This window comes from Amycolatopsis sp. NPDC004625 (assembly GCF_040609695.1).
Classification (GTDB): domain Bacteria; phylum Actinomycetota; class Actinomycetes; order Mycobacteriales; family Pseudonocardiaceae; genus Amycolatopsis.
In genome coordinates this window covers 218008-230868 of the sequence record NZ_JBEXKX010000001.1, presented here as the reverse complement: position 1 = coordinate 230868, position 12861 = coordinate 218008, and the positions used below count along the sequence as shown (strand labels likewise).

Annotated in this window: 14 protein-coding genes; 9 read left to right on the top strand and 5 right to left on the bottom strand. The window is 72.9% G+C overall.

Annotation, left to right across the window (positions count from 1 at the left end; genetic code table 11):
• Complete coding sequence (locus ABZW17_RS01065) at positions 1 to 957, bottom strand: thiamine-phosphate kinase (RefSeq protein ID WP_354808318.1); 957 nt, start codon at positions 955 to 957, stop codon at positions 1 to 3.
• A 137-nt stretch (positions 958 to 1094) separates the two neighbouring features.
• Here ABZW17_RS01065 and ABZW17_RS01060 point away from each other — a divergent pair, with 137 nt between their 5' ends.
• A complete protein-coding gene (locus ABZW17_RS01060) occupies positions 1095 to 1328 on the top strand; it encodes an Lrp/AsnC ligand binding domain-containing protein (protein ID WP_003091994.1) in 234 nt (77 codons plus the stop codon).
• A 19-nt stretch (positions 1329 to 1347) separates the two neighbouring features.
• Complete coding sequence (locus ABZW17_RS01055) at positions 1348 to 1887, top strand: DUF3515 domain-containing protein (RefSeq protein ID WP_354808316.1); 540 nt, start codon at positions 1348 to 1350, stop codon at positions 1885 to 1887.
• Here the strand turns inward: ABZW17_RS01055 and ABZW17_RS01050 are convergent.
• Positions 1884 to 2978, bottom strand: coding sequence for a D-alanine--D-alanine ligase family protein (locus tag ABZW17_RS01050; RefSeq protein WP_354808314.1), 1095 nt, complete (start codon positions 2976 to 2978; stop codon positions 1884 to 1886). The two genes, ABZW17_RS01055 and ABZW17_RS01050, sit on opposite strands and share 4 nt — an antisense overlap.
• A 653-nt stretch (positions 2979 to 3631) precedes the next feature.
• Positions 3632 to 4996 (bottom strand): PLP-dependent aminotransferase family protein, encoded by a 1365-nt coding sequence (locus tag ABZW17_RS01045; protein WP_354808312.1) that lies wholly within the window; start codon positions 4994 to 4996, stop codon positions 3632 to 3634.
• A gap of 86 nt (positions 4997 to 5082) precedes the next feature.
• Here ABZW17_RS01045 and ABZW17_RS01040 point away from each other — a divergent pair, with 86 nt between their 5' ends.
• Positions 5083 to 5739, top strand: coding sequence for a pyridoxamine 5'-phosphate oxidase family protein (locus tag ABZW17_RS01040; protein WP_354808310.1), 657 nt, complete (start codon positions 5083 to 5085; stop codon positions 5737 to 5739).
• On the opposite strand, the gene ABZW17_RS01035 is transcribed toward ABZW17_RS01040, so the two are convergent.
• Positions 5711 to 7120 (bottom strand): HAMP domain-containing sensor histidine kinase, encoded by a 1410-nt coding sequence (locus tag ABZW17_RS01035; protein WP_354808308.1) that lies wholly within the window; start codon positions 7118 to 7120, stop codon positions 5711 to 5713. The genes ABZW17_RS01040 and ABZW17_RS01035 overlap by 29 nt on opposite strands.
• Positions 7117 to 7830 carry a response regulator transcription factor gene (locus ABZW17_RS01030; protein WP_354808306.1) on the bottom strand — a complete coding sequence of 238 codons (714 nt, stop codon included), beginning with the start codon at positions 7828 to 7830 and terminating at the stop codon, positions 7117 to 7119. Before ABZW17_RS01030 ends, ABZW17_RS01035 begins: the two co-directional genes overlap by 4 nt.
• A gap of 147 nt (positions 7831 to 7977) precedes the next feature.
• Here ABZW17_RS01030 and ABZW17_RS01025 point away from each other — a divergent pair, with 147 nt between their 5' ends.
• The 6 genes from ABZW17_RS01025 (at position 7978) to ABZW17_RS01000 (ending at position 12860) form a co-directional block, all read left to right on the top strand.
• Positions 7978 to 9324 carry a ferredoxin reductase family protein gene (locus ABZW17_RS01025; protein WP_354808609.1) on the top strand — a complete coding sequence of 449 codons (1347 nt, stop codon included), beginning with the start codon at positions 7978 to 7980 and terminating at the stop codon, positions 9322 to 9324.
• A 13-nt stretch (positions 9325 to 9337) separates the two neighbouring features.
• Positions 9338 to 9841: an FMN-binding protein gene (locus tag ABZW17_RS01020; RefSeq protein WP_354808304.1), complete on the top strand. Its 504-nt coding sequence runs from the start codon at positions 9338 to 9340 to the stop codon at positions 9839 to 9841.
• Entirely contained in the window at positions 9838 to 10578 is a 741-nt protein-coding gene (locus ABZW17_RS01015; RefSeq protein WP_354808302.1) for an FAD:protein FMN transferase, read from the top strand. Before ABZW17_RS01020 ends, ABZW17_RS01015 begins: the two co-directional genes overlap by 4 nt.
• A gap of 65 nt (positions 10579 to 10643) precedes the next feature.
• A complete protein-coding gene (locus tag ABZW17_RS01010) occupies positions 10644 to 11024 on the top strand; it encodes a VOC family protein (protein ID WP_354808300.1) in 381 nt (126 codons plus the stop codon).
• Positions 11021 to 11869, top strand: coding sequence for a class I SAM-dependent methyltransferase (locus tag ABZW17_RS01005; RefSeq protein WP_354808298.1), 849 nt, complete (start codon positions 11021 to 11023; stop codon positions 11867 to 11869). The genes ABZW17_RS01010 and ABZW17_RS01005 overlap by 4 nt, the downstream gene beginning before the upstream one ends.
• Before the next feature lie 13 nt (positions 11870 to 11882).
• On the top strand, positions 11883 to 12860 hold the full coding sequence (locus ABZW17_RS01000) for an asparaginase (RefSeq protein ID WP_354808296.1): 978 nt from the start codon (positions 11883 to 11885) through the stop codon (positions 12858 to 12860).
• Position 12861: the final 1 nt, after the last annotated feature.

Below are 12861 nucleotides of genomic sequence, written 5' to 3'. Positions count from 1 at the left end.
TCAGCGCCAGTGCGTCCAGCCGCCGTCTCGCGAAAACGGTTTCCCGTCGACGGTGATCCCGGAGCCGGCCATGGTCACGACGCCGATCGTGCGCCAGCCGTCCGGGAGCTCGGTGAACGGCGGGAAGGTGGCCGCCAGCGCGTGGTCCTCGCCGCCGGTGAGCACCCAGTCCAGGGGATCGGCACCCAGCGCGGCGCCGACTTCGGTGAGCCGCGCGGGGATGTCGAGGTCGGCGGTGCGGACGTCGATGCCGACACCGGAGGCCTCGCCGATGTGGCCCAGGTCGGCCAGCAGGCCGTCGGAGACGTCGATCATCGCCGTGGCCCCGGCCAGCGCGGCCTGCGGACCGGCTTCGTAGGGCGGTTCCGGGCAGCGCTGGGCGTTGACGACGCCGACCGGGGACCGGAAGCCGCGCCCGAGCACGGCCAGGCCGGCGGCGGCCCAGCCGAGCCGCCCGTTGACCGCGACCAGGTCGCCCGGCCGCGCGCCCGAGCGCGTCACCGGCTCACGGTCGCCGAGGTCGCCGAGCGCCGTGACGCTGATCACGAGCTGGTCGGCGCGGACCATGTCGCCGCCCGAGACGCCGATGCCGGCGCGTTCGGCTTCGGCCCACATACCGTCGGTGAGCGACTTCACGACGTCGCTGGGCGTCTCGGGCGGGCAGGCCAGGCCGACCAGGACGGTGGTCGGGGTGGCGCCCATGGCGGCGATGTCGGCCAGGTTGACCGCGACGGCCTTGCGCCCGACGTGCTCGGGCGGCGACCAGTCGAGCCGGAAGTGGACGCCCTGGACGAGGACGTCGGTGCTGGCGACCACCCGCCCGTCGGGGGCGGCGACGACGGCGGCGTCGTCACCCGGGCCGAGCAGCGTGCCCGGCGGCTGGCGCCGTCCTTCGGTGACGGCGCGGATGAGCGCGAACTCGCCGGTCTCGGCGACCGTTCCGTCGTTCGGTGACACCGGTCACCTCTGCTTTCTCTACCGGGACAAAGATCGATCACCGATAGTCGGATGCCCTATGTTTTTCCGTGAGCTGGCGATACGTTGCTGATGACGTTCCTACCTTGAGAGACAAGATCCCGACGAAAGGGCGCGCCGTGGTCCACGCATACATCCTCATCCAGACCGAGGTCGGCAAGGCGGCCGCGGTGGCTGCCGAGATCTCCAGCATCCCGGGTGTGACCAGCTCGGAGGATGTCACCGGACCGTACGACGTGATCGTCCGCGCGGCCGCCGACAACGTGGACCAGCTGGGCCAGCTCGTCGTCGCGAAGGTGCAGAACGTGGAGGGCATCACCCGGACGCTGACCTGCCCGGTGGTCCACCTCTGAGCAGTGGTGTAGTGGTCGGGTGCCCGATTCCGACACCGGAGCCCCGCCGAGGGTGGTCCTCGTCACGGCAGCGACGCTCGCCGTGGCGCTGGCGGTCGCCGTCGCCGTGTTCGCCCTGACCCAGCCGTCCGCGGACTCGGCGGATTCCGGTCCGCTGCCGCTCGTCCCGGTGCCCGCGCCGTTCGCGGGGTCACCGGGGTGCACGACGTTGCTCGGGGCGGTGCCGGCGGAGCTGACGTCCAACGGCGCTTCTCTGAAGGTGCGTTCCCTGGCCGCCCCGGCGCCGCCGGCCACGGTGGCCTGGGGCACGACCGACCCGCTGGTGCTGCGCTGCGGCCTGGACCGGCCCCCGGAGCTGACCCCGACGGCGGCCCTGCGGCAGGTGAACGGCGTCCAGTGGCTGCAGGTGCCGGGCGAGGGCGCGTCGACGTGGTACGTGGTGGACCGCGAGGTCTACGCGGCGCTGACCGTGCCGGACAGCGCCGGAACGGGCCCGCTGCAGCAGATCTCGGACACGGTGGCCGCGAAGCTGCCGTCCCGGCCGCTGCGGTTCTCCTAGCGGAGGCCGGTTCCGCGGGCGATCGCCGTCTCGACGAGGGTGGTCAGCAGCGTCGCGTAGTCCATGCCGGTGACCTCCCACATCTTCGGGTAGGCCGACTTCGTCGTGAAGCCGGGCATGGTGTTGACCTCGTTGATGATCAGCTCGTGGTCCGCGGTGACGAAGAAGTCGACGCGCGCGAGGCCCTGGCAGTCCAGCGCCCGGAAGGCTTCGACGGCCATCGCGCGCAGCTTCTCGGTGAGGGCGTCGTCGAGCTTGGCCGGGATGTCGAGCTCGGCGTCGTCACCGAGGTACTTGGTTTCGAAGTCGTACCAGGCGTTCTCGTCCTCGGACAGCACCCGGATCTCGGCCGGCAGCGAGGCTTCGACGCGGCCGTCGGGAAATTCCAGCACCCCGCATTCGACCTCCCGCCCGACGACGGCGGCCTCCACGAGCACCTTCGGATCGGTGGCCCGCGCGAGTGCGATGGCGGCGTCGAGCTCGGCCCAGTCCGCGACGCGCGAGATCCCGACGGAGCTGCCCGCCCGCGACGGCTTGACGAACACGGGCAGGCCGAGGGTTTCCCGGGCCTGGTCGTCCAAAGTGGACTGATCGCGGCGCAGCGCCCGGTAGGTCCCGACCGGAAGCCCCTCGGCGGCGAGGAGTTTCTTGGCGGTTTCCTTGTCCATGGCGGCGGCGCTGGCGAGCACCCCGGGGCCGACGTACGGGATGCCGGCGAGTTCGAGCAGGCCCTGGATGGTGCCGTCCTCGCCAAAGGCCCCGTGCAGCACGGGGAAGACGACGTCCACCTGGGACAGCAGTTCGCTTTCCCGCCCGGGCTCGACGGCGACGAGGCCCTGGCTGGAGGGATCACCGGCGAGAACGAGCCCCTTGCCGTCATCGACGGACGGCAGTTCACGGCCGCGGATGGCGAGCTGGGCGGAGTCCCCGGACCCGAGCACCCACCGCCCTTCCCGGGTGATCCCGACGGGCACGGCCTCGAACCGCTCGGGATCGAGGTGACCCAGGACACTCCCGGCGGAGAGGCACGAGATGGTGTGCTCACTGCTGCGCCCACCGAACACGACCGCCACCCGGATCTTCTCGCTCATGGTGAGCCACCGTACCCGGTGACCTCGCGGAACAGCCGAGCCCGGTGCGCTGGGTGGCGGGTGTGGAGCGGTGAACGCAACCGGCGAGCGGGGTGGGCGTCTGGTGTGCCGAGGGGCGGCGTGGGCTGGGGTGGGCTGGGTTCGGCGCGAGCCGCTGATTCGCGCGGAGCTGCCTGAGCTGTCGAGGCCACGGCGCCGCCTGTCGCCAACTCACCGACCCGAGCGTCGGAGCCGCCACCAGATCCGCCGAGCCGGATTCACCGGGCCGGATTCACCGGGCCGAACCCGCCCGACCGGATTCACCGAGCCCGTACACCGCTGCGAACTCACCAAGCGATGCCGACCTCACCAAGCCACGCCCGCCGAACCCACCGAGCCCGGCCCGCCACACCACCGGCAAGCCCACGGAGCCAAGCCCGCCACCCCAGCCCACCAAGCCGAACCCACCGAGCCGGGCCCACCAACCCCGAGCTCACTAGCGCCCTTCCCCCCAGAGCTCACCGCCCATCCCCGCCCCCAACCCCGGACAGCACCCGCCCTCCCAGGGGGAACCACCACCGAATTGACAATATCGCCCCCACCCCACACCAAAGCCCGAAAACCGCCCACCCAAGCCAAACCGTCCACATCACACCAGCCCTGTGGACAACCACTCACCGCAGCAACCCCACCAGCCCCGGCAAAGCCGCCACCAGTGACTCCCGCGAACACCCCGCGTACCCGATCGCCACCCCGAACACCGACGGCTCCCCGGCGAAATGCCGCGCCAGCCCGTCCAACCGGATCCCCCGCCGCTCGGCCGAAGCAATCACCGCCGCCTCCGCCGAAGCCGACGAACACGGCACCACCAGGTGGGCCCCCGCGTCGTCGCCCCGCACCCGGATCCCCGCCGCCGACAACGCGCCCGCCAGCAATGTTCGCCGCTCTGCCATCTCGCGGCGGAGTTTTCGCAGGTGGCGGCCCAAATCGCCGTTTCGCGCGAACTCGTACAACACCCGCTGTCCTGCCGGTGACGGGCGCGTTCCCGTCAGGTCGCGGTACGCCAGCACCGTCGAGGTGATCGCCTCCGGCGCCACCATCCAGCCCGCGCCCAGCGTCGGCGTGAGGATCTTCGACGTCGTCCCCAAATGCGCCACCACGTCCGGGGCCAGCGAAGCCAGCATCGGCAGCGGTGCCACGTCGAAGCGCAGCTCCCCGTCGTAGTCGTCCTCGATCACCAGCATGCCCGACGAACGCGCCCGTTCCACCAGCGAGACGCGCCGCGCCGCGCTGAGCCTGCTGCCCATCGGGTACTGGTGGGCCGGTGAGCAGTACACCGCCCGCGCGCCCGCCGGAATCGCGGACGGCCGCAGCCCCTCGTCGTCCACCGGCACCCCGACCACCCGCATCCCGGCGCGGCGGAACGCCTGCACCGCCCGCTGGTAGCCCGGCTCTTCCACGGCGACGACGTCGCCGCGCTCCAGCACCGCCGCCGCCAGCTCGACCACCGCCGCCGTCGTGCCGCCGGTCGCCAGGACCGAGCCCGCCGCCAGGCCGCGGTGGCGCAGCAGGTGCTCCGACACCGCCGCGCGGTACTCCGGCAGGCCCGCCCGGTGCGCCCGGACCAGCGGCTCCGGGTCGGCCGCCGCCCGCCAGGCGCGGCGCCAGGCCGCGCGGTCCAGGCCCGCCGCCCACGGCGCGCCCGGGCTGAGGTCCAGCAGCGACGTCGGAGACGCCTCGACCGCCGGCGAGGCCGGCGCCGGGACCTCCGCCGCCGAGTAGGAAGGCGGCGTCGTCACGTAGGTGCCGGACCCGTGCCGCCCCGCGATCCAGCCCTCCGCGTGCAGCTGCTCGTACGCCGCCGACGTCACCGTGCGGCTGACGCCGAGCCGTCCGGCCAGCGCCCGGGTCGACGGCAGCCGGTCGCCGCCCCGGAGGTGGCCCGAAGCGGCCGCTTCGCGCAGCGCGTCCGCCAATTGCACGGCCAGCGGCGTCACCGCCGAACGGTCGAGGCTCACCGGGAGCGCGGTGTCGGACACAGGACCTCCCCGACGACAAGTGGACTTCCCAAGTGTACGAGAAGTGGCCGTTCTCCGAGGCCACTGACGCGGGAGACGCTGGTCGCATGTTGTCGACCACGCCCCGCACCACGCTCGGCCGCAAGAAGCACCGCGCCGTGACCGACCGCTCCGCGCTGCACGCCGTCCTCGACGAGGGGCTCATCTGCCACCTCGGGATCGTCCGCGACGGCGTCCCGCTGGTCCTCCCCACCGGCTACGGCCGCGACGGCGACACGCTCTACCTGCACGGCTCGACCGGCGCGGCCAGCCTCCGCACCGCCGCGCACGGCCTCGACGTCTGCGTGACGGTGACGCTCCTCGACGGCATCGTCTACTCGCGCTCGGTCAACAACCACTCGATGAACTACCGCAGCGCCGTCATCCTCGGCCAGGCGAAGCCGGTCCTCGACGCCGAGGCGAAGATGCGCGGCCTCGAAGTCCTCACCGACCACCTCGCGCCCGGCTCGTGGGCGCACGCGCGCGAGGTCAACGCCAAGGAGTTCGCCGCGGTGTCCGTGCTCGCGCTCGACCTGGCCGAGGCGTCGGTGAAGATGCGCGCCGAGGGCCCGGACGACGAGCCCGAAGACGTCGAAGCCGACACCGCCTGGGCCGGGGTACTGCCGGTCCGCACGACCTTCGGCGCCCCCGAGCCGTCCGAAGACCTCTCCCCCGGCTGGACCACCCCGGAGCACGTCACCGCGCGAGCGGCAACCGCACGCTGAACGTCGTCCGGCCCGGCACCGAAGCCACCGACACCGTGCCGCCGTGCGCCGTGACCAGGGACTGGACCACCGACAGCCCGAGCCCGGTGCCGCCGTTGCCGCGGGTCCGGGAGTCGTCGACGCGGAAGAACCGGTCGAAGATCCGCTCCTGGTCCCCCGCGGCGATCCCGGGCCCGGTGTCGGTCACCTGCACCACGGCGTGACCGCCCGAAGCCGCCACCGAGATGTGCACCGACGTCCCGGGCGGGGTGTGCACGGCCGCGTTGGCCAGCAGGTTGTCCAGCACCTGCCGCAGCCGCACCGGGTCGGCGTCCACCGCAGCGGCCGAAAAAGACGACGTCAGCGGGTGGTCCGGCCGGCCGGCGGCGAACGCGTCGGCCGCGTCCCCGGCCAGCTCGGCCAGGTCGACGCGCTCGGGCCGCAGCGGCGTCTCGGCGGCCCGCGCGTCGAGCCGGGCCAGCAGCAGGAGGTCGTCGACGAGGACGGTCATCCGCGCGGTCTCCTCGCGGATCTTCGCCAGGTGCGCCTCGCGCTCCGCCGGCTCGTTGGCCGCCGCGTAGCGGAAGAGGTCGGCGTACCCGCGGATCGACGTCAGCGGCGTCCGCAGCTCGTGCGAGGCGTCCGCGACGAACCGGCGCAGCCGCTCGTTGGCCTCGGTCTTCGCGGCCAGCGACGTGTCGATGTGGGCCAGCATCACGTTGAACGCGGTCCGCAGCTCGTCGACTTCGGCGCCGCCGCCGGTGCCCGCCGCGCGCGCCGGCAGGGCCGGGTTCGCGGTGAGGTCGTGGGAGGCGATGTCGTGCGCGGTGCCGGCCATGTCGGCCAGCGGGCGCAGGCCGCGGCGCAGCACCAGCCGTCCGACGACCACCAGCACGCCCAGCGCGAGCGCGAACGCGGCGACCTCGACCCAGATCAGCTGCTGGACCGTGCCGTCGAGGTCCTTCTGCGGCGCGGCGGACAGCAGCACCGAATCGGTGTCGACCGGGCACGCACGGACCCGGTACGGGCCGTCGCCGGGCAGGGAGATGTTCCGCGTGACGTCGCCGTTCACCGCCTCCGCCGCGATGTTCGCCAGCTGTCCGGCGTCTCCCGGCAGCTTCCCGCCCGGTTCCGGGACGGCGACGCCGCCCTGGACCTTGTAGAGCGCCGAGTACCACGAGTACACCGACTGCGGCGAGCCGTGCGTCTCGCGCAGCAGCGGCAGCTGCCCGTTCTGGCTCTTGGACAGCTGCTCGTCGAGCCGCCGGTCGAGGTAGCCGTGCATGATCCCGACCGTCGTGACGCCGACGGCGGCGAACACGACCAGCGCGAGCGCGCCGAGCCCGACGGTGATCCGGGTGCCCAGCCGCGACCGCTGCCAGGCCCCGTACCAGCGCCTCACCGGTGCGCCTGCCGCACGACGTACCCGACGCCGCGGACGGTGTGGATCAGCGGCTCGCCGCCGCCCGCGTCGACCTTGCGCCGCAGGTGCGAAATCACCAGTTCGACCACATTGGACCGGCCGCCGAAGTCGTACTCCCAGACGTGGTCGAGGATCTGCGCCTTGGTCAGCACCGCGGGCGAGCGGCGCATGAGGTAGCGCAGCAGCTCGTACTCGGTCGGGGTCAGCTCGGCCGGGACGTCGCCGCGGCGGACCTCGCGGGTGTCCTCGTCCAGGGTCAGGTCGCCGACGCGCAGCACGGCCCCGCGCGCCTCGGGCTGGTGCGCAACACCGGCGCTGCGCCGCAGCACCGCCCGCAGCCGCGCCATCAGCTCCTCGACCGAAAACGGTTTCACGAGGTAGTCGTCACCCCCGCGGGTGAGCCCGGCGATCCGGTCGGCCGTCGCGTCCTTCGCCGTGAGGAAGACCACGGGCACCGCGTTGCCGCCCTCGCGCAGACGGTCGAGCACGGTGAAGCCGTCGAGGTCGGGCAGCATCAGGTCGAGCACGACGATGTCCGGCCCGAACTCCGCGGCCCGGCTCAGCGCGGCCTGCCCGGTGCCGGCCGTGACCGCCTGCCAGCCCTCGTACCGGGCGACGGTGGCGACGAGGTCGGCGATGTGCGGCTCGTCGTCGACGACGAGCAGGCGCACGGGGTCGGGGGTCTGCACCCCTGCATCTTCTCCCGCGGCGGGCGCGCCGGGCGAGCGGAGCCGGCGGCCGACAGGATTCCGACAGCCGGCACCCAGACTCGCCACAGGACAGGCGGCGAGGCTGGCCTTCGTGAACCGAACCGAAGGGGAATCCGTGTGACCACCATGACGCAGACCGCCGAGGCCGCGCGCCCGGCGATCCGCCCCCGGATCGCCGCGAAATCCGGCCTCTTCCTCTTCCTCGGTGCCAACGTGGCCGCCGTCACGGTGCTGTTCGCGCAGGCCGGGCTGTCGCCGAACTCGCTGATCACGATCGGCCGGCTCGCCGGGCTGTACGGCGCGCTGGCGATGGCGTTCCAGCTGCTGCTGGTGGCCCGGCTCCCCTGGCTGGACCGCCGGATCGGGATGGACCGGCTCACCACCTGGCACCGCTGGACCGGTTTCACGATCCTGTGGACGCTGCTGGCGCACCTGGTGTTCATCGCGTTCGGCTACGCGGAGGTCGAACGCCACGGGGTGGTGGACGAGCTGGTCGACATGGCCAACCAACTCGAAGGCATCCTGCGCGCGCTGGTCGCCTTCGCGGTGATCCTCATCGTGGGCGCGGCTTCGGCGAAGTTCGCGCGCAAACGGCTCGCGTACGAGACGTGGCACTTCATCCACCTCTACACCTACGCCGCGGTGCTGCTGGCGTTCACCCACCAACTCGCGCTCGGCACGTCGTTCGCCGGCTCGGAATGGGCGAAGGCGTACTGGTGGACGCTCTGGCTCGGGGCCGGTGCCGCCGTCCTCGCCGGGCGCGTCCTGCTGCCGCTGTGGCGGAACCTGCGCCACCAGCTGCGCGTCACGGCGGTGGTTTCCGAGGCCCCGGACGTCGTTTCGGTGTACATGACCGGCAAGCACCTGGACAAGATGCCGGCCCGGGCGGGGCAGTTCTTCCTCTGGCGGTTCCTGACGAAGGACCGCTGGTGGCAGGCCAATCCCTTCTCGCTGTCGGCCGCGCCCGACGGCCGCACGCTGCGGCTGACCGCGAAGGCCCTCGGTGGTTCGAGCGCCGGGCTGCGCAGCCTCCGGGTCGGGACGCGCGTGTTCGCCGAGGGACCGTACGGCGCCTTCACGACGATCCACCAGAAGCAGCCCAACGCGCTGCTCGTGGCGGGTGGCGTCGGGATCACGCCGATCCGCGCGCTGCTGGAGGACATCGACGGCCACGTCGTCGTGCTGTACCGGGTGCGCACCCAGGCCGACGCGGTGCTGCTGCCGGAGCTGAACGAGCTGGCGAAGGCCCGCGGCGCGGTGGTGAGCGTCCTCACCGGACCGGACCAGGCGGTCGGGCCGCGCGGGGTGATGCTCGGGCCGGCGAACCTGCACATGATGGTGCCGGACGTGCACGAGCGGGACGTGTTCGTCTGCGGCCCGCCGGGGATGACCTCGGCCGTGCTGCGCAGCCTGCGCGAGCTGCGCGTGCCGAACGCCCAGGTCCACGCCGAACGCTTCAGCCTCGCGGCCTAGGGGGACGATTCCGTTGAAGAAGACCATTTTCGTCGTCGCGCTGTCCGTGGCCGGGTTCATCGCCGTCTGGCGGTTCGAGCCGGGGCCGGTGCAGAACACCGCCGCCGTCGCGCAGGCACCGCCGCCGAGCGTCACCGCACCGTCCACAACGGCCGCTCCGCCGCCGTCGTCGTCGTCCGCCTCGCCGGCTTCGCCCCCTCCGTCCACTCCGGCCACTTCGGACACACCGTCCACTCGGGACACGAAGAACGAGACGGTGACCACGCAGGGCAGCGCCGAGTCGAGCCGGTACGGCACCGTGCAGGTCCAGGTGACGTTCACCGGCGCCCGGCTCGCCGTGATCACCCTGCTGCAGGCCCCGGACAGCGGCCGGTCGCTCACCGCGCTCCCGCGCCTGCAGGAGGAAGCGATCAAGGCGCAGAGCGCCGACATCGACACGGTCACCGGCGCCACCGAAACGAGCGAGTCGTACAAGACGTCCCTGCAGGCCGCGATCGACGCGAGAGGCAACCGATGACGAACCGCGTCGAACAGGTGATGGGCCTGCCGATCTCCCTCGACCTGCGGGACGAGGGCGACTTCGCCGAGGTCGTCGACGACGTCTTCGCGTGGTTCCGGGACGTCGACGCGCGGTTCAGCCCGTTCAAGGAGGACAGCGAGGTCAGCCGGTACGACCGCGGCGAGCTGACGGCCGCCCAGCTGAGCGACGACCTCCTGGAGGTGCTGGAGCTCTGCGCGTACTACGAGCAGCTCTCCGGCGGCGCGTTCCGCGCGCGGCTGCCCGGGCGCGGCCTCGACCCGTGCGCGGTGGTGAAGGGCTGGGCGGTGCAGCGCGCGGCGGACCTGCTGAAGGCCGAGGGCGCGACGACGTTCTGCCTCAACGCCGGCGGCGACGTCGTCACGGCGGGCGAACCCGAGCCGGGGCGGCCGTGGCGGGTCGGCGTGCGCCACCCCGAGCAGCCGCTGGCGGTGTGCGCGGTGCTGGAGTCGCGCAACGGCGCGATCGCGACGTCGGCGGCCTACGAACGCGGCTCGCACATCCTCGACGGCCGGTCCGGCACCCCGGCGACGGGGCTGATGAGCGTCACCGTCGTGGCCGGGGACCTGGTCACCGCGGACGCGCTCGCCACCGCGGCGTTCGCGATGGGCGCCGAGGGCATCACCTGGGCGGCGGACCGGCCGGACTGCGAAATCCTGATCGTCGACGACAGCCGCCGCGTGCACCGGACGGCCGGGCTGGCGCTGGCGTCCTAAATCGGTTCGCCCTCCTCGGGGCGGCTGAGCCAGACTCGGGCCGGTAGCCGTCTTCGAGGAGCGCCATGCCATCGTCCGTCCTGCACGTGTCCGTCGACTGCGCCGATCCCTACCAGCTGTGTCAGTTCTGGAGCGAGGTCACCGGGAAGCCGATCCCGGAGACCGCTTCCCGCGGCGACGACGAGGTGGGCATCGCGCTCGAAGGCGGGATCGACCTGCTGTTCCTCAGGGTCCCGGAGCCGAAGACGGTGAAGAACCGCCTCCACGTGTGCCTGCAGCCGGACACCGCGCGCGACGACGAGGTCGAGCGGATCCTCGGCCTGGGCGCGACGCTGGTGAACGACCTGCGCAACCCCGACGGCACCGGCTGGGCCGTGCTCGCCGACCCGGAGGGCAACGAGTTCTGCGTGCTGCGCAGCGCGGCCGAGCGCGCGGCGACGTCGTGACCGGCTCGTTCGCGGTCGGCTTCGCGGTCAACTTCGCGGTCAACAAGGCCAACTGGGACGAACGCGCGGTGCTGCACGCGGCCTCGCCGGACTACGGCTTCGCCGCCTTCGCCGCGGACCCGGCGCACCTGAGCGATGTCGTCCGGTTCGACCGGCCGCGCCTGGGCGACCTCACCGGGCTGCGCGCGGTGCACCTGCAGTGCCACATCGGCACGGACACGGTGTCGCTGTCGCGGCTGGGCGCGTCCGTGACGGGCCTGGACTTCTCGGGCGCGGCGCTGGCGGAGGCCCGGCGCCTCGCCGCGGCGGCGGGCGCGTCGATCGGCTTCCACGAAGGGAACGTGTACGACGCCGTCGAGGTGCTCGGCGGCGGGCGGTTCGACCTGGTCTACACCGGGATCGGCGCGCTGTGCTGGCTGCCTTCGGTGGCGCGCTGGGCGGCGGTGGTCGCCGGCCTGCTGCGGCCGGGCGGCCGGCTGTTCATCCGGGAAGGGCATCCCATGCTGGGGACGCTCGACGAAACGGCGGATCCGGCCGTGCCGCGGTACCCGTACTTCGAGCACGCCGAGCCGCTGGTCTTCGACGACCCGGGCACCTACGTCGCCGTCGACCGGCCGATCGAGCACGGCGTCACCCACTCGTGGAACCACGCGCTGGGCGAAATCATCATGGCGCTGCTGGAGAACGGCCTGACGCTGACCGCGTTCACCGAACACGACAGCGTGCCGTGGGACGCGCTGCCCGGTCAGATGGTGCTCGACGAGGACAGCGGCGAATGGCGGCTGAAGGACACGCCGTCCCGGCTCGCGGCGAGCTACACGCTCCAGGCGGTCAAGGGCGGCTGAATAGGGTGGCTGCATGCCCCTGATCGCCCTCGCCTCCCTCGGCGGCACCATCTCGATGGCCCCGGCCGGCGCGGACGGCGGCGCCGTCCCGCGGCTCGGCGCGGCCGACCTGCTCGGCGGCCTCGGCGACCTGCCGATGGACGTCCTGGCCGAGACGCTGGCCGGGATCGGCAGCGCGTCGCTGGACTTCGCGACGCTCCTGCGCTGCCGCGACTGGGGGCTGCGTCAGGACGCCGACGGGTTCGTCGTCGTCCAGGGCACGGACACCCTCGAAGAGACGGCGTACTACCTCGAGTTGTGCTGGCCGTCGGAGATACCGGTGGTGGTCACCGGGGCGATGCGCAACGCCGGCCTGGCCAGCCCGGACGGCCCGGCCAACCTGCGCAACGCCCTCACCGTGGCGGCCGACCCGCGCAGCCGCGGCCGGGGCGCGCTGGTGACGCTCAACGACGACGTCCACGCGGCACGCTGGGTGCGGAAGGCGCATTCGAGCCGGCTGGACGCGTTTTCGTCGGCGCCCGCCGGGCCGCTGGGCATGGTCGCCGAAAACGCGGTGCACTGGTTCCACCCGTCCCCGCCGCGCCTGCCCGCGCTCACCGGCGCGGCCTTCGGCGGCCTGGTCCCGGTGGTCGAAGCGGGCCTGGACGACTCGGGCGCGGTCCTTTCTTCCGTGGCCGCGCAGCCGGACGTGCGCGGGGTCGTGGTCGCCGCGACGGGCGTGGGGCACGTTTCGTCCGGCACGGCCGACGTGATCTCGCGGTTGGTGGCGTCGATGCCGGTGGTGGTCGCTTCGCGGACGGGCGCCGGTCCAACGCTGCGTTCGACGTACGGCTTCCACGGCTCGGAGTCGAGCCTGATCGCGATGGGCGCGACGATGGCGGGCTGGCTGGACGCGCGCAAGTCCCGGATCCTGCTGCACGCGCTGCTGGCCTCCGGCGCGGACCGCGACCGGATCGAGCGCGAGTTCCGCGCCCGCGGCGACCTGGACTGAG